Source organism: Nonomuraea sp. NPDC049625 (genome assembly GCF_040675285.1).
GTDB classification, from domain to species: domain Bacteria; phylum Actinomycetota; class Actinomycetes; order Streptosporangiales; family Streptosporangiaceae; genus Nonomuraea; species Nonomuraea angiospora_A.
In genome coordinates this window covers 566,648-584,678 of sequence record NZ_JBFAOQ010000005.1, presented here as the reverse complement: position 1 = coordinate 584,678, position 18,031 = coordinate 566,648, and the positions used below count along the sequence as shown (strand labels likewise).

The window sequence follows — 18,031 nt, the reverse complement described above, 5'->3', positions numbered from 1 at the left end:
CATGATCGAGACCCCGAGCTACGCCGATGCCCTGAGGATCCTCGGGTGCAAGGACGCCCGGCTCGTCAAGGTGGTCGGGTTCGCCGCGGCGGCGGCGCGTACCGGCTGGGCGCTGGCCGGGGCGGGGCAGCTCACGACGGGCCTGACCGACATGCGCAACAGCATCGTCGGCTATGGCGAGGACGTCGTGCGGCGCATGCCCGAGCTGAAGAGCGGCGTCGACCGGTACACCCGCACCCAGCGGCTGGCCTCCGCGCACGCGGTGATCGTCATCTCGGCCTACTTCGAGGCGCTCGGCGAGGCGAAGCTGCCGTTCACGCTCGACCAGCTCGACCGCGGCGGCAAGATCTCGCACGGCGTGCCGACCGCCGAGCGCTTCGCCCGGCTGGTGGCGAGCCTGCTGCTGGAGCGGCTGCCCACGCCCGAGCCGCATCTGCCCTACTCCGAGACCCGCCTCGCCGTGGAACGTGCCTACCAGCGCATGTCGGAGGCCATGGCCGGATACGTGGGCGGGCTGAGCGTCTGGGACGACCTGACGGTCGACGACCAGCTCCTGCTGCCCCGCATGCTGGCCGAGGGCCCGCCCGCCCGCGCGCTGCGCATCTACGACGAGGACTACCGGTCGCTGGCGCTCGACAGCCACGAGTTCGGGGTGCGCAGCCTCGTCACCGAGAAGCCGGCGCCCGCCACGGCGCTGTCGCGGGTGGCCTGGCTGCTGGCCGAGCTGGCCCCGCCGCGGGTGGGCGACCGTCCGGTGATCCACCAGGCCAGGATGGCCGCCAACGCGCTCGACCAGCCCCTCCTGCACGCCGGCAAGCTGCCCGAGGACGTCTGGCTCCCGCTGCTCGGCGAGGGCTACCTCAGCCCCCGCTTCCGGGTCGCCGAGCTGACCCGGGACGCCACTCCCGCCCAGCTGGACTGGTGGGAGGACCGGCGGCCGGTGCCCGACACCGAGGCGTTCCTGGTGGGCCATCTGACCTCGCTGCGCGCCACCCAGGCGCCCCTGCTCGTGCTGGGCGAGCCCGGCTCGGGCAAGACCAAGCTCACCGAGGTGCTCGCCGCACGGCTGGCCAGGTCGGAGTTCCTGCCGATCCGGGTCGAGCTGGCCGGCGTGTCCGCGCGGGCGGGCGTCACCGCGCAGGTCGAGCAGGCCCTCGGCACGGTGCTGGGGACGGAGGTGGACTACGCCGAGCTGGTGACGGCCGCCGACGGGGCGATGCCGGTGATCCTCCTCGACGGGTTCGACGAGCTGGTCCAGGGCGGGGTCGACCGCCACGACTACCTCGAACGGGTGCAGGAGTTCCAGACCAGGGAGGCGGAGCTGGGCCGCCCGGTGGCGGTGATCGTGACCGGCCGCACGGTGGTGGCCGACCGGATCAGGTTCCCCAAGGGGCTGCTGGGGCTGCAGCTCCAGCCGTTCGACGACGACCAGGTGCGGCAGTGGCTGAACATCTGGGACCGGCGCAACCGCGGCCTGCTCGCCCGCCGCGACCTGAAGCCCCTGCCCGCCGAGGCGGCGCTCGTCCACGGCGAGATGGCCAGGCAGCCGCTGCTCCTGCTGCTGCTGGCCCTCTACGACGCGGGCAGCAACGCGCTGCAGCGCGACCACGGCCCGCTCGGGCGCGCCCGCCTGTACGAGGTGCTGCTGCGCGACTACACCGAACGCGAGACCGGCGGCGTGCGCCGGGTGGCCATCGACCAGGAGCTGGTCCTGCTCGGCGCGGTGGCCCTGTCCATGCTGGCCAGCGGCCGCCAGGTCATCACCGACGAGGCGCTCAACCGCGACCTGCCCGCCCTGTGCCAGGGCGGCGAGGACGACCCCGGCGACCCCGATCAACCAGGGGAGGCCCGCGTCGACTGGGCGCGTAAGGCCACCGAGCGCTTCTTCTTCGTGCGCAGGAACGGGCACGCCTTCCTGCACGCCACGTTCGGCGAGTTCCTGGTGGCCTGGCTGACCATGTACGCGCTGCGCGACCTCGACCGGCGCCGCCGCCTGGCCGGCGACGAGCCGCTCGCGCTGGTGCAGGCCGTGGACGACGACCTGCTGTACGCGGTCACGTCCCACTCGTGCCTGGCCGAGCGCGGGCCGACCGTCGGGTTCATCCTGGAGCTGCTGGACGAGGTGCCCTCCGCCGTACGCGAGCGCTGCGTGGAGCTGCTGGCCGGGCTGCTGCGCCGGTCGCTGCACGAGCGGCCCCGCCGCCACTTCATCGGATTCCGGCCGGTACGCCACACGATGACCCGCCGCCTGGCCGCCTACTCGGCCAACCTCACCCTGCTCATCGTCTGCGCGTCCGAGCAGCCGGTCCGCGTGTCGTCGATCCTGTCCGGGCCCGACCACCTGGAGCAGTGGTCCTCGCTCAGCCACCTGTGGAAGGGGCAGCTCGGCCAGGAGGGCTGGACCGGGCTGGTGACCGCCCTGTCGGCGCACCGCGTGCTCGAGGACGGCAAGGAGGACGTCGTGCTCGGCGGCGCGGAGACCGGCGGCATGGGCGACGTCGTCGTCGCGGTCGCCACCGGCCACTCGGCCCGGCACCGGCGCCTGCTCGACCTGCTGGTCGCGGCGCTGGGGAAGGGCCGCTTCCTGCCGTACCGGGACCGCCTGGCCATCCTGGACGAGCTGGTGCGGACCGTGGCCGTCCGGTCGCCGGCCATGCACCGGGCCCTGGGCGCGATGTGGACCGAGGAGGGCGCCGACCACACGGAGCTGCGGCCGCTCCTGCGCGCCATGCTCGCCGACCCGGCCGATCGGGTGGGCACCTGGGAGCAGCTCGTCAAGGCGGGCGTCCCGGAGACGGCGCTCTGGGAGATCCAGGGCCTGGACTGATCAGGCCTGCTCGGAGCCGACCGGCAGCTCCACGCTGATCGTCAGGCCGCCCTCGTCCCTGGGCGTGGCCGTGACCGTGCCGTCGTGCGCCTCGGTGATCACCCGTACGATCGACAGCCCCAGCCCGCTGCCCCGGTCCGAGCGCAGCCGGTCGCCGTGCAGCCGCCGGAACGGCTCGAAGATCGTCTCGATCTCGTACGACGGCACCTGCAGTCCCGAGTTGGCCACGACCAGTTCGACCCGATCGGCCCGCCGCCGCGTCGTCACCCACACCTCGCCCTTGGCGTGGTTGTGCCGGATGGCGTTCTCCACGAGGTTCTGCACCAGCCGCTCCACCAGCACCGCCTCGCCCGCCGTCGGCGCGGGGTCGAGCAGCCGGTGCATGGTCACCTCACGCTCGGCCGCCTCGGCCGCCGCCTGGTCGAGCACGTGCTCGGCCACGTCCGCCAGGTCGAACGGCCGCCGGTCCAGCACCGCCTGCTCACCCTCGGCCAGCGCCAGCAGGCCGTCGATCAGGCGCTCGTGGCGGGCATTGACCAGCAGCAGCGACTCGCCGAGCCGCTTGACGTCCTCGGTCGCGTCCGGCCGCCGCACGGCCACGTCCACGAGCGTCCTGTTGATCGTGAGCGGGGTGCGCAGCTCGTGCGAAGCGTTCGCGACGAACCTGCGCTGGCCGTCGAACGAGCGCGCCAGCCGGGCGAGCATGGTGTCGTAGACGTCGGTCAGCTCCTTGATCTCGTCCTGGGGGCCGTCGTAGCCGATCCGCTCGCTCAGGTTGTGGCTCTGGGCGACCCGGCGGGCGGTGTCGGTGACGTTCCTGAGCGGGCGCAGCACCATGCCCGCCGTCCGCCAGCCGATCCCGAACGCCACCCCGGTGCCGGCGAGCACCGCGAGCCCGCCGGCGGTGCGCAGGTTGGCGAGGACGCTGGCCTGGTAGGTGAGGTGCGTCTTGAGCGCGAACCCCCTGGCTATCTCATACCCGTCCTGGTAGCGCGCGGCGTAGAGGCTGTAACTGTCCCGCGCCACCCGGATCTCGTCGGGGGTGAACACGGAGGCCCGGTACTGGAGGCTCGTCTGGACGACGAAGTAGACGGCGACCAGCGCGAGGGCGGCGACCACGAAGAACACGCCCCCGCTGAGCAGGGCGAAACGCAGGCGCATGCTCATGGGATGCGATACCCCGATCCCGGCACGGTCTCGATGACCTGCGGCTCGCCGAGCTTCTTGCGCAGCTTCATCATCGTGGTGCGGACCGTGTTCGTGAACGGGTCGATGTGCTCGTCCCACACCTTCTCCAGCAACGTCTCCGCCGAGACCACCGCTCCCTGGGCCCGCAGCAGCTCGGCCAGCACGCCGAACTCCTTGCGGGCCAGCGGCACGTACCGGCCCTCCCTGAACACCTGCCGGTGCGCCCAGTCCAGCCGCACCCCGGCCCGCTCCAGCATGGGCGGATCGGCCCTCCTGGCCCGCCGCCCGAGCGCGTGCACCCGCGCCACCAGCTCCTCGAACGCGAACGGCTTGGGCAGGTAGTCGTCGGCCCCCAGCGACAACCCCACCACCCGCGAGCGCACGTCGCTCGCGGCGGTCAGCATGAGCACCCGCACCAGCCAGCCGCGCTCGACCACGGCCTTGCACACCTCGTCCCCGTGCACCTGCGGCAGGTCGCGGTCGAGGATCAGCACGTCGTAGTCGTGCACGCCGAGCCGTTCGAGCGCCGCGTCCCCGTCGTAGGCGACGTCGACGGCCAGTGCCTCTCCGCGTAACCCCTCGGCGATCGAGTCGGCGAGCATCCGCTCATCCTCAGCGACCAAAACGCGCACCTTGCCCCCAAAAGATGTTAAATGCCCGCCAGTCTGCTCTGGCCGGCATAACGCGCGCATAACCAGAATCGGTGACGTTCAGGTTATAGGCGGCGCGCTGGACTGGCCCCCCTGAAGCCGGGATCCGCCTGGCGGTCTCGGGGGAGAAGACGATGGCGCCCACGCTCGCGGGGCCACGTGACCACGGGTTGTTCGGGTGCGTGCTCGCGCTCGCCGCCGCGCTGCGCGTGCTGGTCATGCTGGGGTACGACACGGCGCGGCTCTACTGGTACGACTCGTTCACCTACCTGGACACGGCCGTGCGCCTGCGGCCGCAGGGCGCGTTCCACCCGGCGGGCTACTCCTGGTTCCTGTGGGCGCTGCGGCCCTTCCAGAGCGTGGAGCTCGTCGCGGGGGTGCAGCACGCGATGGGGCTGGCCGTCGGGGTGATGATCTACCTGCTGCTGCGCCGCCGGTCGCTGCCCGCCTGGGGAGCGGCGCTGGCGTCGGCGCCGGTGCTGTTCGACCCGGCGTTCGTGCGCCTGGAGCACGCCGTGCTGTCGGACACGCAGGTGATCTTCCTCGTCGTGGCCGCGCTGCTGGTGCTCATGTGGCGCGGGGAGGTGTCCACGCGGGCGGCGGCGGTGGCCGGGGTGCTCCTCGCCCTGGCCGGTCTGACCCGTACCGCCACCGTGCCGCTGCTCGGCCTGGCCGCCCTCTACCTCCTGCTGCGGCGGACCGCGTGGCAGGCGCGGTGGCAGGCACGGTGGCAGGCACGGTGGCAGGCGCGGTGGCAGGCGCGGTGGCAGGCGCGGTGGCAGGCGCGGTGGCAGGCGCGGTGGCAGGCGCGGTGGCAGGCACGGTGGCAGGCACGGTGGCAGGCGCGGTGGCAGGCACGGTGGCGGGCGACCCTCGCCCTGGTGGTGGCGGGGGCGCTGCCGCTGGCCGCCTACGCCGGCTGGTACGCCCAGCACCACGGCAGGTTCGCGCTGAGCGGCTCGGACGGCGTCGCCCTGTGGGCCCGCACCATGACCTTCGCCGACTGCTCGATCATCAGGCCGCCCGCGGACCAGGCCGCGCTCTGCCCGAACGGCACCGTCCTGGACGCCGCCTCCGAGTACGTCTGGGACCCGCGGGCCTCGCTCAACCGCCTGCCCGGCGACCGGTTCACCCACAACGACCTGGCCAGGGCGTTCGCGCTCCGGGCCATCGCCGCGCAGCCCCTGGACTACCTGCGCGAGGTCGTCCGGGACACCTCGCTCGCCTTCACGTGGGAGCCCGTCGCCCACCCGAAGCGCATGAGCCCGACCACGGCCTTCCAGCGGGGCTCCTGGCCGCTGCCGTCCGGCCAGCCCTTCGTGGACCAGGTCAGGAAGGAGTACGACCCGGACATCCGGGGCATGCGGTCCGTCGAGCCGTTCGCCTCGATCCTGGCCGCCTACCCGTACCCGTGGTTCCTGCACGGCACGCTGTTCGGCGTCCTGCTGCTGGCCGGCGGGGCCGGCGCCGTGCTGCGCCCGCGCGCGGCGCTGCTCCCGTGGTCGTTCGCGGTGTTCCTGCTCGTGGCGCCGGTGGCCGCGCTCGACTTCGACCACCGCTACGTCCTGCCCGCCATCCCCGTCGCCTGCGTGGCCGCCGCCCTGGCCGTGCGGCGGCCGGCGCCGCGCCGGTCGGGTGGTTACCCCCGTGGCTACGATCATGTTGCGCGTCCGAGAGCATCGGCGAACGGATCTCGCGCGTCCTGAAGGGCCCGGCGGCCCGCCGCGCCGCTGGTCGGGGCGCCCTCATGAGCCCGGCCGGCCATGGACGCGCTCCTGGATCGCCCTCGCCGATTCCCCCGGCTGACCCTTTTGAGGCTGACACTCCACCGGAATGTTACGTAATATCCGTACATCACGAGCGTTGGGGGCGCCAGGGTGCCAGGACAGAGCGTGGGTGTGGTCGTCGATCCCGGAGTGCCTCCGGAAGTAGCCGGACTGCTGCGTGCCAACGCCCCGCTGCTGTCCAGGATCAGAGCCGGATGGGTGCCGCCCGCCGAGACGCCCCCGTCCCGCCGCAAGAGCCCGTCCAGCGCCATGCTCCTGGCCGCGACCCCCTTCGTGGTCGCGCTCATGGGCCTCCTGCTCGCCTCGCCGTTCGCGCCGGCCGGGTTCGTGCTGCTCGGCACGTACGTCTTCATCGTCCTCGTCAAGATCGCCTCCATGAGCGAGGTCCCCGAGGACGACCGGCCGCAGGAGCGCGCCGTGTACGAGCAGGCCCGCTGGTACGACGGCCGCTACCTGCTGCTCGAGGACTTCGACCCGGAGGCGCGGGCCGTCCTGGTCAGGGCGCAGCGGGCCATCGGGTCGGTGCTGCGCTCCCACGTCAACGCCGAAGGACTGCTCGACGACGCCCGCAACGCCGTGATGCTGCCCGCCCAGGAGTGGGAGATCGCCCGCCTGCTCGCCAAGCTGTCGGCGCTGCGCCTGGAACACCGGGAGCTGCTGGCCAGGGGCATCGCGCCCGAGGTGGCCGCGGTGATCGAGCCGCTCGAACGGGCCCTGGTCAACAGCGAGGCCGCCGTCGTCGCCCGCGTGGAGGCGCTGGAACGTTACGCCGGCCACGTGGCCGAGGCCGAGCGCGCCTACCACGCCCGCGGCCAGATCGAGGAGCTGCGTGCCCGGCTGCCGCGCTACGAGGAACTGCTGGCGGAGTCGGGCGCGGACAAGCTCGCCGTGCCCGAGATCGAGCGCCTGACCGAGGACGCCGACGTGCTCGAACGCACCTTACGACGCAGCGTCCGGTCCGCCCACGAGGCGTTCCGCTATCTCGAAGGATGACGCCCGGACATAGGATCGATAACGTGCCCGGACGTCATGCGAAGGTGATAGTCGATCCGGCGGTGGCCGACGACGTCGCGGCCCTCTTACGTGACAACCGCAAGCTCCTCGTACGCATCCACGCCGGCTGGGTGCCCGCGCACAAGCGCCATCGCCCGCTGGTCGGCGTCGTGACCAGGCTGGCCGCCACCGGGACCGCCGCCGTCGCGGCCGTCTACGGCCTGGCCCTCTTCGTCGCCGGACGCTACACCCCCTTCGCCGTGATCATGACCGGCGCCGCCCTGCTCGTCGTCAGCGTCCTGCTCAGGCCCAGGCCCGACGCCGAGGTGGAGCGCGCGCACGCGCTGGAGCTGGCCGTCTACGACAGCTCCCGCAGGCACGAGGGCCGTTACGTCGTACGCGAACAGCTCGACGAGCCCGCCAGGGCCCTCATGATCCGCGCCCAGACCGCCATCGACCAGGTCATGGGCTCCAGCGTCCACGCCGAGGGCCTCCTGGACGACGTGCGCAACGCGGTGATGCTGCCCGCCCAGGAGTGGGAGATCGCCCGCCTGCTGGCCAAGCTGTCGGAGCTGCGGGCCGAGCACGAGGAGGTCGTCTCCGAAGGCCTCACCCCCGAGGTGGCCGCCGTCGCCGAACCCCTCGCCCAGGCGCTCGACAGCAGCCAGCAGGCCGTGATCGCCCGTGTCGAGGCGCTGGAACGTTACGCCGGCCACGTCGGCGACGCCGAGCGCGCCTACCGCGCCCGGCACCAGATCGAACGCCTCAGCGCCAAGCTGCCCCGTTACGAGGAGCTCCTCGCCGAGTCGGGCGCCGACGGGTCGTCCGTACCGGAGCTGAGCCGGTTGTCCGACGACGCCGACCGCCTTGAACAAGCGCTTCGTGACAGCGTCAGCTCCGCGCACGAAGCTTTTCGCCACCTGAGGGGGTGACTTCCCTTAGGATCCGATTTCGTGGCGGATGTGGTGGTAGACCCCGAGGTGCCGCCGGATGACGCGCAACTGCTCAGGGAGAGCCGGCGGGTGCTGCTCAAGATGCGCCAGGGCTGGGCCCCCGAGTCGAGGCGGGCCCTGTCGAGCGCGCAGTACCGGATAGTCGCGGCGTTCGGATCGGTGGCGCTCTTCGGGATGATGGCCGTCAGCGGACTGGTCGGCCGGGGTCTCGGCCTGCTGATGCTCGTCCTGCTGGGCATCCCCATGATGATCGTGCTGTTCATCCGCAACGACCTGCCCGACGACGACGAGGAGGAGTACGAGCGGGAGGTCTACGAGCAGCTGCGCTGGTACGAGGGCCGCTACGTGCTCACCGAGGACCTCGACGAGGCCTCCGCCCGCCTGCTCGCCCGCGCCCAGCGCGCCATCGCCGTCGTGACCGAGTCCCGGGTCAACGCCGAGGGCCTGCTCGACGACGTGAGCAACGCGGTGATGCTGCCCGCCCAGGAGTGGGAGATCGCCCGCCTGCTGGCCAAGCTGTCCGCGCTGCGCACCAAGCACAGGGAGACCGTGTCCAAGGGGCTCACCCCCGAGGTGGAGGCCGTGGCCGAACCCCTCGCGCGGGCCCTCGACAGCAGCGAGGCGGCCGTGCTGGCCCGCGTCGAGGCGCTGGAACGTTACGCGTCCAACGTCGCGGACGCCGAGCGCGCGTACCAGGCCCACCACCAGATCGAGGAGCTGCGGGGGCGGCTGCACCAGTACGAGGAACTGGTGGCCGAGACGGGGGCCGACGGGTTCGCGGTGCCGGAGCTGGAGCGGCTGGCGCAGGACGCGGACCGGCTGGAGCAGGCGCTGCGGCGAAGCGTCACCTCCGCCCACGAAGCCTTCCGCTACCTCGACCCCTGACCCCTCCGCCGTAGCCCGGCCAGTGACGCCCAACGCGCCGTACCCCGGCCGGTGTCCTCGGGGCCGCAGGAGGGGCGGCCCGCGCCGATCGCCGGGGTGGCGCCAAAGGGGCCTCGGCCGGAGTGCGGCCGGCGGCTCCCGCCCTCCGGCCGATGCTCCTCACCTCGAAGGGACCTCAGCCGGAGTACGGTCCGCACTTCGGACGAGGGGGCGCCTGGTCAGGTGGGCCGGGCGGTTTCCAGGAGGAGGTCGCACAGGGCGTCGGCGGCGTCCACGCGGCCGAGCTTGGCCGACGCCTGCCCCATCGAATGGCGCAGCCCCGGGTCGGCCAGCAACGGCATCAGCTCGGCGAGCAGCTGCTCGGCCGTCGGATGCGGCTCCAGCAGGGCCCGGGCCGCCCCCGCCGACACCAGGTACGCGGCGTTCTTGCGCTGCTCGTCACCCCCGGTGGGGATCAGGGGCACCAGCACGGAGGGCTTGCCGATGGCGGTCAGCTCCGACACCGTCCCCGCCCCGCTGCGGGAGATCACCACGTCGGCGGCGGCGAACAGGTCGGCCAGCTCCCCGCCCACGTACGGCACCGGATGGTAGCGATCGGCCAGGTCCACGGGCAGCGCCACGGCCCGCATCTGGTCGATCCACGCCGGCCCGCACTGGTGCACGACCTGCGCGTGCGGCAGCAGCCGCGGCAGGATCTCCGCGATCAGGGTGTTGACCTGCTTGCTGCCCTGCGCGCCGCCCGTCACGTAGATCAGCGGCACCTCGAACGTCAGCCCGAACAGGTCGTACGCCGCCGCCCGGTTGCCCTGCAGCAGCTCGGGCCTGATCGGGTTTCCGGTCACCACGGCCCTCGAGCGGGCGGAGGCGGGCAAGTAGTCCAGCGACGACTCGTGTGACAGCGCGATCCTGGTCGCCAGCCTGGCCAGGATGCGGTTGGCCAGCCCCACGACGGTCGTCTGCTCGTGCATCACCAGCGGCCGGCGGATCAGCTTGGCCGCGACCCCGATGGGCACCGCCACGTAGCCCCCGGTCGACAACACCACGTCCGGCAGGTAGCGGGCCGCGTGCCCCACCGCCTGCAGCACCCCGATCGGGATGCGGAAGACGTCGGCGATGTTGGTGCCCAGCTCCTTGAGGTTCGGACGGCGGCGCAGCTTGCCCGTGGTGATCGCCTTGAACGGGATGCCGTGCTCGGACGTGATCCGCGCCTCGAGGCCGTTGGCCGTGCCCACCCAGAGCACGTCGTGGGGCACCTGACGCCGCTGGACGGCCGACAGGGTGGTCAGAGCCGGATAGGTGTGACCACCGGTGCCGCCGCCGGTGATCAACAGTCGCAGGGTTCGTGACATGCGATCAGACTAGGGCCGCACAGCGGAAACCCGTGTGCCCGGTGGAGGAGTCAGGCGTGTTGGAGGTGCGGGCGGCCACGCGGTAGCGGTTGCAGTAGGAGTCGTGGCACATGTACGAGCCGCCGCGGATCACCTTCGCCGCGCCCTGCGCGGGACCGGCCGGGTTGTCGGCGAACGCCTCCCAGGCCGTGCCCCACCAGTCGGCCGTCCACTCCCAGACGTTGCCGGAGACGTTGTAGAGGCCGTACCCGTTGGGCTGGAACGACTTGACCGGCACCGTCCCCTTGCTCGGCGCCACCGGGAAGCGGCCCTGCCAGATGTTGCACCGCTGCCGCCCCTTGGGCGCCAGCTCGTCGCCCCACGGGTAGCGCTTGCGCTCCAGGCCGCCGCGGGCGGCCATCTCCCACTCCGCCTCCGTGGGCAGCCGCTTGCCCGCCCACGTGGCGTACGCGGTCGCGTCGTTCCAGGACACGTGCACGACGGGGTGGTTCTGCCGGTCGCCGGCCGACGACCCCGGGCCCTCCGGCGAGCGCCACGAGGCGCCCTCGACGCCCGCCCACCAGGGCGCGCCGGGCACGCTGGCGTCCATCACCCCGCCCGTGGCGAACTGGGCGAACACGAACGACCAGCCGATCCGCTCGGCCTCCGTGACGTAGCCGGTCTCCTTCACGAACGTGGCGAACTGCGCGTTCGTCACGCACGTCGGATCGATCATGAACGGGTCCAGCCGCACCTCGCGCACCGGCCCCTCGCCGTCCTCGGGCCGCCCGTCGGGGTCGTCGCCGCCCATGAGGAACGTTCCGCCGGGCACGCGCACCATCCCGCGCGGCGCCTCCCGCCGCACGGCGATCACCGGCTGCGCGTAGGGCCCCGCGTACGGTTGCGCGGCACCGTCTCTGCTCGGCCCACAGCAAGTGCTCAAAAGTCCCCCAAACGTGTCCACGACACCAAGGAAGGGTAGTCCCTGGAACATGTCCACGATCACACGGCTGCCCCGGGTCACGGCCGAAGAGACCCTGGCCCTGGCCGCCGCGGTGGCGCTGCCGTCGATCGCGCAGGGCCCCGTCGCGCGCCGCCCGTACGCGGTGCGGCTGGCGGAGCTCGCCGACGCCGACGGCCGGGCGATCCGGCTGCTCGCCCGGCTGCGCGCCGAGCACGGCGAGGGCCCGCTGCTCGTACGGGTGCCCGGACGCGGCTGGGTGATACTGCCGCTGGCCGCGCGCGACGTGCGCGCGGTGCTCGACGACCGGGACTTCACCCCGGCGGCCAGGGCGAAACGCGGCGCGCTCGGCCACTTCCAGCCCGACGGCCTGCTGATCACCCGCGACCCCGGCCTGCGCGAGCGCCGGCGCGCCCTGAACGACCAGGTGCTCTGCTCCGGTTTCGCCCCCTTCGCCCGGGTCGTCGAGGAGGAGGCCGCCACGCTGCCCCGCCACGGGCTGCTGACCTGGCCGCGCTTCCACGCCACGCACTGGCGGATCGTGCGGCGCATCGTGCTCGGCGACGGGGCGCGGGACGACGTGATCCTCACCCGGCAGCTCGACCGGCTGCGCGCCGACGCCAACTGGTCGGATCTGCGCGGGCTCCGCACCGACGTGTTCAACGCCTTCCGGCGCCGGCTGGCCGGGCACCTGGCCCGGGCCGAGCCGGGCAGCCTGGCGGCCGAGCTGGCCCGCGCGCACGCCGCGGCCGACGTGCATCCCGAGGGGCAGGTGCCGCACTGGCTGTTCGCCTTCGACGGGGCCGCCGCCGCGGCCTACCGGGCGCTCGCGCTGGCCGCCCACCAGGAGCCCGCCCATCAGGGGCCCGCCGACCTGAGGGCCACCGTGCTGGAGTCCGTGCGGCTCTGGCCCATCACGATCACCATCGTGCGCGAGGCCGTCGGCCCGACCGAATGGGACGTCCCCGAGGGCACCACCGCGGCGATCTACAGCCCGTACGTGAACCGGGCCGAGCCCGGCGACTCCTACCGCCCCGAGCTGTGGCGCGACGGCGGCGGCGAGTGGGCGGGCGTGCCGTTCAGCGCCGGGTTCGCGAGCTGCGCGGGGGAGGACCTCGTGCTGTTCACCGCCGCGGCCCTCCTGGACGCCGTCCTGCGCGAGCGCTCAGTCAGACCGTCCGTACGCTTGGAGGGGGCGCTGCCGGCCATGCTCAACCACTTCCGACTCAACTTCGCTGTAAAAGCCGCATAACGGTAGCGTTTTCCCATGCGACTCGGCGTGCTGGACATCGGCTCGAACACTGTCCATTTACTGGTCGTCGACGCCCACAGGGGCGCCCGGCCCATGCCCGCCTACTCCCACAAGGAGGGGCTCCGCCTCACGGAATACCTGGGCGAGGACAACCGGCTCGGTGACGAGGGCGTCGAGCGGCTCGGCGCCTTCGTGGAGGAGGCCGTGCACCTGGCGGAGGACAAGGGGGTGGAGGACCTGCTGGCCTTCGCCACCTCGGCCGTGCGCGAGGCGGCCAACGGCGAGGAGGTCCTGGCACAGGTCGAGGAGCGCAGTGGCGTGCACATCGAGGTGCTGTCCGGGCGTGACGAGGCCAGGCTGACGTTCCTGGCGGTGCGGCGGTGGTACGGGTGGTCGTCGGGGCGGCTGCTGGTCTTCGACATCGGCGGCGGCTCGCTGGAGATCGCCTCCGGTGTGGACGAGGAGCCCGACGTGGCGGTCTCGCTGCCGCTGGGCGCCGGGCGGCTGACGCGTGACTGGTTCACCGCCGACCCGCCGTCCGCCGAGGAGGTGCGCAAGCTGCGCAAGCACGTACGGACCGAGATCGCCCGCACGGTCGGCGACGTCGTCAGGAACGGCGAGGCCGACCGCGCGGTGGCCACCTCCAAGACGTTCAAGCAGCTCGCCAGGATCGCGGGAGCGGCGCCGTCCAGCGACGGCCCGTACGTCTCCCGCCCGCTGTCCAGGCAGGCCATGGCCGACTGGGCGGTCAAGCTGACCACCATGGGCGGTGCCGAGCGGGCGCAGCTGCCCGGCGTGTCCGAGGGGCGGGCGGCGCAGCTCGCGGCCGGGGCGCTGGTCGCCGACGCGGCCATGGACCTGTTCGAGGTGGACCGGCTGGAGGTGTGCCCGTGGGCGTTGCGCGAGGGCGTGATACTGCGCCGGCTCGACATCCTGCCGGGGCGGTTCGACCTGCGCAGCGATAGCGCGCTGGAGTAAGGACGATCTATCCCGAAAAATTGGCATAAAGCGCTGGGCGCCGGGCATTCTCCGCCGAATGATGGAGGTGCTCGGCACGATCGGCTCGCTCGCCGTCGTGCTCCTGCTCATCGTCCTTGCCGTGCTGGCCATCTCGGTGGTCGCGCTGGTCGTCCTCGGGTGCCTGGCCGGCTCGATGGTGACCGACTGGCACGGCCTGTGGCGGCGGCTGGCCAGGTTGGCCCGGCGCGAGCCGAGGCTGACGCTCAAACGCAGCGGCGACGCCGTTCCCGCCCGGTTGCGGGCGGAGCTGAGCGGGAGCACGTCAGGGACGCGCCGCCGCTTCCTGCTCGGTGCCGTCCGCTCCAGGGAACACGGGCACCCGCCCGGTCCGCGGATCCGCGGACCTCGGCCGGTGGATCGGCACACGCGCCTGTGAAGGATGGGGCGGGCCGGCTCACAGGGCCATGAGGTGGAGCCCGGCCGCCCCCGGCGCGTACCGCAGCCGCTTCTCCAGGCAGACCACCGCGCCGTGCTCGTGCCTGTTGACGAACCGGATGTCGTCGGCGAGCGCGCGCATGATCAGCAGCCCGCGCCCGTGCTCGGAGCCCGGCTCGGGGTTGATGATCTTGTTCGGGTCGAAGCCTTCTCCGTTGTCGATGACCTTGATGACGCACCGGTCATCGAGTACGGACGCGCTGACCGTGTAGTCGTCGCTTGGCTCCGCGTGTCTGATCACGTTGGAACACGCCTCGGTGAGCATGAGTTCGATGTCGTCACGGATCTGCGGATCGACGCCGAGGGAACGCAGCGTGCCGTCCAGCATCTTCCTTATCAGGGGGACGCTCGCCGCATCCCTGGGCAGTCGGAGCGCTATCGTGGCCTCCATTCGGGGCCTCCTCCTTCTGTCTGGATGCGTGCTCAGTCCCCTTCCCCCGTTACGGTGCGTCAATCGTCCCGTCAGAGGTCCGGGGTCCGGAAGCTATGGCTCCAGCAGGCGCATGGCGACCTCCAGGGAGGCCTTGTCGACCTCATCCTCGGACAGCCGGCCCTCCTCGATCATCCATTTCCCCGCGTGTATCGCGAACAGCGCCGTCGCCCGGCTGACGCGCTCGACGGGCGTGGCGCCGGGCTCGTTCAGCTCGGCCACGAGCTCCATCATCAGCTCGCGGGTCTTGGTGAGCGTCGGATGGTCACGCAGGGCGGTCTGATTGCGCTCCAGGAACCTGGCCACCCCGATGTGCTGGGTCCGCCTGATCCCCGCGGCGTAGCGCTCGACCAGCTCGCGCCGCGTCTCCGGCGTCTTCGGCCGGCTCCGGGCCCACGCCAGGAGCTCCTCGAGCTCGACCAGCCGGTTGCCGACCAGGCTCGTGACGATGTCGTCCTTCGTCTTGAAGTGGTAGTACAGGGCGGCCTTCGTCACTCCGAGCTCCTCGGCGATCTCCCGCAGTGACGTCGCCTCGTATCCCTGCTCGGTGAACAGCCGGAGCGCGATCTCCTGAATCCGGGTCCGAGTGTCTTCCCGCACTTCACACCTTTTCGACTTGACGGCCGGCAAGTAAGTATCTACCTTATTCTATGCTTGCCGGGCGGCAAGTAAGCAAGATCCAAAATGCACATGGGGGGTGTCTGGTGGCGGAGGCAGTCGGACGACGCCGTGAGGTCATGGTCGTTCTACCGGGACTGATGTTAGCCATGGTCCTGGCGATGCTCGACAACATGATCGTGGGCACGGCCATGCCGCGCATCGTCGGGGAGCTCGGCGGTCTGACGCATCTGTCGTGGGTCGTCACGGCGTACGTGCTGGGCACGACCGTCTCGACGCCGATCTGGGGCAAGATCGGCGACCTGTACGGTCGCAAGACCATCTTCATCATCTCGATCGTCATCTTCATGGTCGGCTCCGCGCTCTGCGGCATGGCGGGCTCGTCGCTGCTCGGCGGGCCGGAGGGCGGCATGGCCGAGCTGATCGCGTTCCGCGCGATCCAGGGGCTCGGCGCGGGCGGCCTCATCGTGAACGTCATGGCGATCATCGGCGACCTGGTGCCGCCCCGCGAGCGCGGCGAGTACCAGGGCATCATGGCCGGCGTCATGTCGCTGGCGATGATCGCGGGCCCGCTGGTCGGCGGCTTCATCACCGACAACATCGACTGGCGCTGGGCCTTCTACGTCAACCTGCCGATCGGCGCGATCGCGCTGGCCATGATCGTGACGCAGCTGCACCTTCCGAAGCTGCGCAACAAGGTGCGCATCGACTGGGCGGGCGCGGGCCTGCTGTCCGTCGGCATCACCGCCCTGGTGCTCATCACCACCTGGGGCGGCAACGAGTACACCTGGGGCTCCTGGCAGATCCTCACCCTCGTTGCGATCGCCGTCGTCACGCTGGCGCTGTTCGTCGTGGTCGAGCGGAAGGTCGAAGAGCCGATCATGCCGCTGCAGCTCTTCGCCAACCGCAACTTCACGCTGATCTCGATCATCGGCTTCCTGCTGGGCTTCGCCATGTTCGGCGCGATCAACTTCCTGCCGCTGTTCCAGCAGATGGTGCAGGGCTCCACGGCCACCAACTCCGGCCTGCTGATGCTGCCGATGATGGGCGCCGCGATGGTCGTGTCGCTGTTCGTGGGCAAGGCGATCACCGTCACGGGCAAGTACAAGATCTACCCGGTGCTCGGCGGGATCGGCATGGCGGTGGGCATGTGGCTGCTGTCCACGATGGACGTCCACACGGCCTCCTGGGTCACCGGTGTCTACATCGCCGTGCTCGGCCTCGGCATGGGCTTCCTCATGCAGACCACGATGCTCATCGCGCAGAACAGCGTCGAGCAGAAGGACCTGGGCGTCTCCAGCAGCGCCACCACGTTCTTCAGGTCGATCGGGGGCTCGTTCGGCGTCTCGCTGTTCGGGGCGATCTTCAACAACCACTTCCTGTCGGAGCTGACCTCCCGCTTCGGCGAGCAGGCGGCCGAGCGGGTGGCCAAGAGCGGCGGCAGGATGGACCCCGGCGCGGTCGCCCAGATGCCCGCGCAGATGCGCACCGGGCTGTTGGAGTCGCTGGCGACCTCCATCTCCGGCGTCTTCTGGTGGGCCATCCTGTTCGCGGTCGTCGTGCCCGTGCTGGCCGCGTTCGTCAAGGAGATCCCGCTGCGCGGCGGCGCCCCGGCGCCCGCCAAGGACGAGCAGGCCGTCAGCCCCGCGGCGGGCTGAGCACCCGGCCGAGCGCGCCTCCGGTTTCGACCTCGGGAAATGCCTCGGGAAAAAATGGGAGGCGCGCGGCCGGTGTTTTGTGGACAATCCCCGCTATGCACCACACCCTCGGCCGCCCGCGCGTGGAAGACGCCGCGGCCATCCATGAGCTGATCGCGGTCTACGACACCGCGGTGATCGGCTCTCCCGACATGACGCTCGACGACGTCGCCGACGAGCTGGCCGAGCCCGGCTTCGACCGCGACAGGGACGGCTGGCTCGCCCGCGACGGCGACGGCCGGCTCGACGGGTGGGCCTGGGCGTGCCGCGTCGGCGACAGCGACACGGTGGACGTCGAGGTGATCGTACGGCCCGGCCCTGATCTGGGGCGGGCGGGCCTGGACGACCGGCTCTGGCCCCTGGTGATCGGACGGGCCGGCGAGCTGGCCGCCGAGGCCGGCCACGACGGCGCCACCCTGCACATCGGCATCTACCGCGCCGACACCGCCAAGCGGGCCACGGCCGAGGCGCGCGGCTTTTCGCCCGGCACCAGCTTCCACCGCATGCGCATCGACCATGACGGGCCCGTGCAGCCGCCCGCTCCGCCCGCCGGGCTGACCCTGCACACGGGGGAGAGCGACGACGCGCGGCGCGCGGCGCACCGGGTGCACCAGGAGGGCTTCGCCGAGCACTTCGGGTTCGTGCCGGTCGACTACGACGTGTGGTATTCGCGCCGGCAGGCGCAGTCGACGACGGACTGGGCCCAGCTCACCCTGGCCCGCCTCGACGGCCGCCCCGCCGGGGTGCTGATCGCCAACAACCAGTTCGTCCCGGACGAGGGCTGCGGCTACGTGGCCACGCTCGCGGTCGTTCCGGAGTTCCGCGGCCGGGGTCTGGGGCGCTTCCTGCTCCGCCACGCCTTCGCCGCCGACGCGGCGCGCGGCCGCAAGGGCACGATCCTGCACGTCGACTCCAACAACACCACCCCGGCGCTCGGGCTCTACGAGTCGGCGGGCATGCGCCCCGTCCTGGTCATCGACGTCTGGCAGCACCGCGTCTGAGGACCG

At 71.9% G+C, this 18,031-nt stretch carries 16 protein-coding genes; 10 read left to right on the top strand and 6 right to left on the bottom strand.

Features of this window, described 5'->3' with window-relative positions; genetic code table 11:
- Nucleotide 1: 1 nt before the first annotated feature.
- On the top strand, nt 2-2,827 hold the full coding sequence (locus AB0J87_RS25230; protein ID WP_363968815.1) for a hypothetical protein: 2,826 nt from the start codon (nt 2-4) through the stop codon (nt 2,825-2,827).
- Here the strand turns inward: AB0J87_RS25230 and AB0J87_RS25225 are convergent, their stop codons facing one another.
- A complete protein-coding gene (locus AB0J87_RS25225) occupies nt 2,828-3,988 on the bottom strand; it encodes a HAMP domain-containing sensor histidine kinase (RefSeq protein WP_363968813.1) in 1,161 nt (386 codons plus the stop codon).
- Nucleotides 3,989-3,990: 2 nt separating this feature from the next.
- Nucleotides 3,991-4,647: a response regulator transcription factor gene (locus tag AB0J87_RS25220; RefSeq protein WP_350734744.1), complete on the bottom strand. Its 657-nt coding sequence runs from the start codon at nt 4,645-4,647 to the stop codon at nt 3,991-3,993.
- A gap of 152 nt (nt 4,648-4,799) precedes the next feature.
- Here AB0J87_RS25220 and AB0J87_RS25215 point away from each other — a divergent pair, with 152 nt between their 5' ends.
- From AB0J87_RS25215 to AB0J87_RS25200, 4 genes are all read left to right on the top strand, one after another.
- Nucleotides 4,800-6,371 carry a hypothetical protein gene (locus AB0J87_RS25215; protein WP_363968812.1) on the top strand — a complete coding sequence of 524 codons (1,572 nt, stop codon included), beginning with the start codon at nt 4,800-4,802 and terminating at the stop codon, nt 6,369-6,371.
- A gap of 186 nt (nt 6,372-6,557) precedes the next feature.
- Nucleotides 6,558-7,445 carry a hypothetical protein gene (locus tag AB0J87_RS25210; RefSeq protein WP_350734741.1) on the top strand — a complete coding sequence of 296 codons (888 nt, stop codon included), beginning with the start codon at nt 6,558-6,560 and terminating at the stop codon, nt 7,443-7,445.
- A gap of 23 nt (nt 7,446-7,468) precedes the next feature.
- Nucleotides 7,469-8,377, top strand: a complete 909-nt coding sequence (locus AB0J87_RS25205) for a hypothetical protein (protein WP_363968811.1) — start codon at nt 7,469-7,471, stop codon at nt 8,375-8,377.
- A 21-nt stretch (nt 8,378-8,398) separates the two neighbouring features.
- Entirely contained in the window at nt 8,399-9,283 is an 885-nt protein-coding gene (locus AB0J87_RS25200; protein WP_350734738.1) for a hypothetical protein, read from the top strand.
- A 218-nt stretch (nt 9,284-9,501) separates the two neighbouring features.
- On the opposite strand, the gene AB0J87_RS25195 is transcribed toward AB0J87_RS25200, so the two are convergent.
- Together AB0J87_RS25195 and AB0J87_RS25190 are read right to left on the bottom strand one after the other, a co-directional pair.
- Entirely contained in the window at nt 9,502-10,632 is a 1,131-nt protein-coding gene (locus AB0J87_RS25195) for a UDP-N-acetylglucosamine--N-acetylmuramyl-(pentapeptide) pyrophosphoryl-undecaprenol N-acetylglucosamine transferase (protein WP_350734736.1), read from the bottom strand.
- Nucleotides 10,633-10,636: 4 nt separating this feature from the next.
- Nucleotides 10,637-11,485, bottom strand: a complete 849-nt coding sequence (locus tag AB0J87_RS25190; protein ID WP_363968808.1) for a formylglycine-generating enzyme family protein — start codon at nt 11,483-11,485, stop codon at nt 10,637-10,639.
- Between the two features lie 118 nt (nt 11,486-11,603).
- On the opposite strand from AB0J87_RS25190, the gene AB0J87_RS25185 reads away from it, so the two are divergent.
- Genes AB0J87_RS25185 through AB0J87_RS25175 form a run of 3 tightly spaced genes read left to right on the top strand, consistent with a single transcriptional unit; the run spans nt 11,604 to nt 14,220 of the window.
- Nucleotides 11,604-12,824 (top strand): cytochrome P450, encoded by a 1,221-nt coding sequence (locus AB0J87_RS25185; RefSeq protein ID WP_363968806.1) that lies wholly within the window; start codon nt 11,604-11,606, stop codon nt 12,822-12,824.
- A 15-nt stretch (nt 12,825-12,839) separates the two neighbouring features.
- Entirely contained in the window at nt 12,840-13,802 is a 963-nt protein-coding gene (locus AB0J87_RS25180) for a Ppx/GppA phosphatase family protein (RefSeq protein ID WP_363968804.1), read from the top strand.
- Nucleotides 13,803-13,860: 58 nt separating this feature from the next.
- Nucleotides 13,861-14,220 carry a hypothetical protein gene (locus AB0J87_RS25175; RefSeq protein WP_363968802.1) on the top strand — a complete coding sequence of 120 codons (360 nt, stop codon included), beginning with the start codon at nt 13,861-13,863 and terminating at the stop codon, nt 14,218-14,220.
- 18 nt (nt 14,221-14,238) lie between these two features.
- On the opposite strand, the gene AB0J87_RS25170 is transcribed toward AB0J87_RS25175, so the two are convergent.
- The gene (locus AB0J87_RS25170; RefSeq protein WP_363968800.1) at nt 14,239-14,670 is read right to left on the bottom strand and encodes an ATP-binding protein; all 432 of its coding nucleotides are present in this window, start codon (nt 14,668-14,670) and stop codon (nt 14,239-14,241) included.
- Nucleotides 14,671-14,763: 93 nt separating this feature from the next.
- Nucleotides 14,764-15,309: a helix-turn-helix domain-containing protein gene (locus AB0J87_RS25165; RefSeq protein WP_350734725.1), complete on the bottom strand. Its 546-nt coding sequence runs from the start codon at nt 15,307-15,309 to the stop codon at nt 14,764-14,766.
- A gap of 104 nt (nt 15,310-15,413) precedes the next feature.
- On the opposite strand from AB0J87_RS25165, the gene AB0J87_RS25160 reads away from it, so the two are divergent.
- Both AB0J87_RS25160 and AB0J87_RS25155 read left to right on the top strand, forming a co-directional pair.
- Nucleotides 15,414-16,985 (top strand): MDR family MFS transporter, encoded by a 1,572-nt coding sequence (locus AB0J87_RS25160; protein ID WP_363968798.1) that lies wholly within the window; start codon nt 15,414-15,416, stop codon nt 16,983-16,985.
- 95 nt (nt 16,986-17,080) lie between these two features.
- Nucleotides 17,081-18,025: a GNAT family N-acetyltransferase gene (locus AB0J87_RS25155; protein WP_363968796.1), complete on the top strand. Its 945-nt coding sequence runs from the start codon at nt 17,081-17,083 to the stop codon at nt 18,023-18,025.
- Nucleotides 18,026-18,031: the final 6 nt, after the last annotated feature.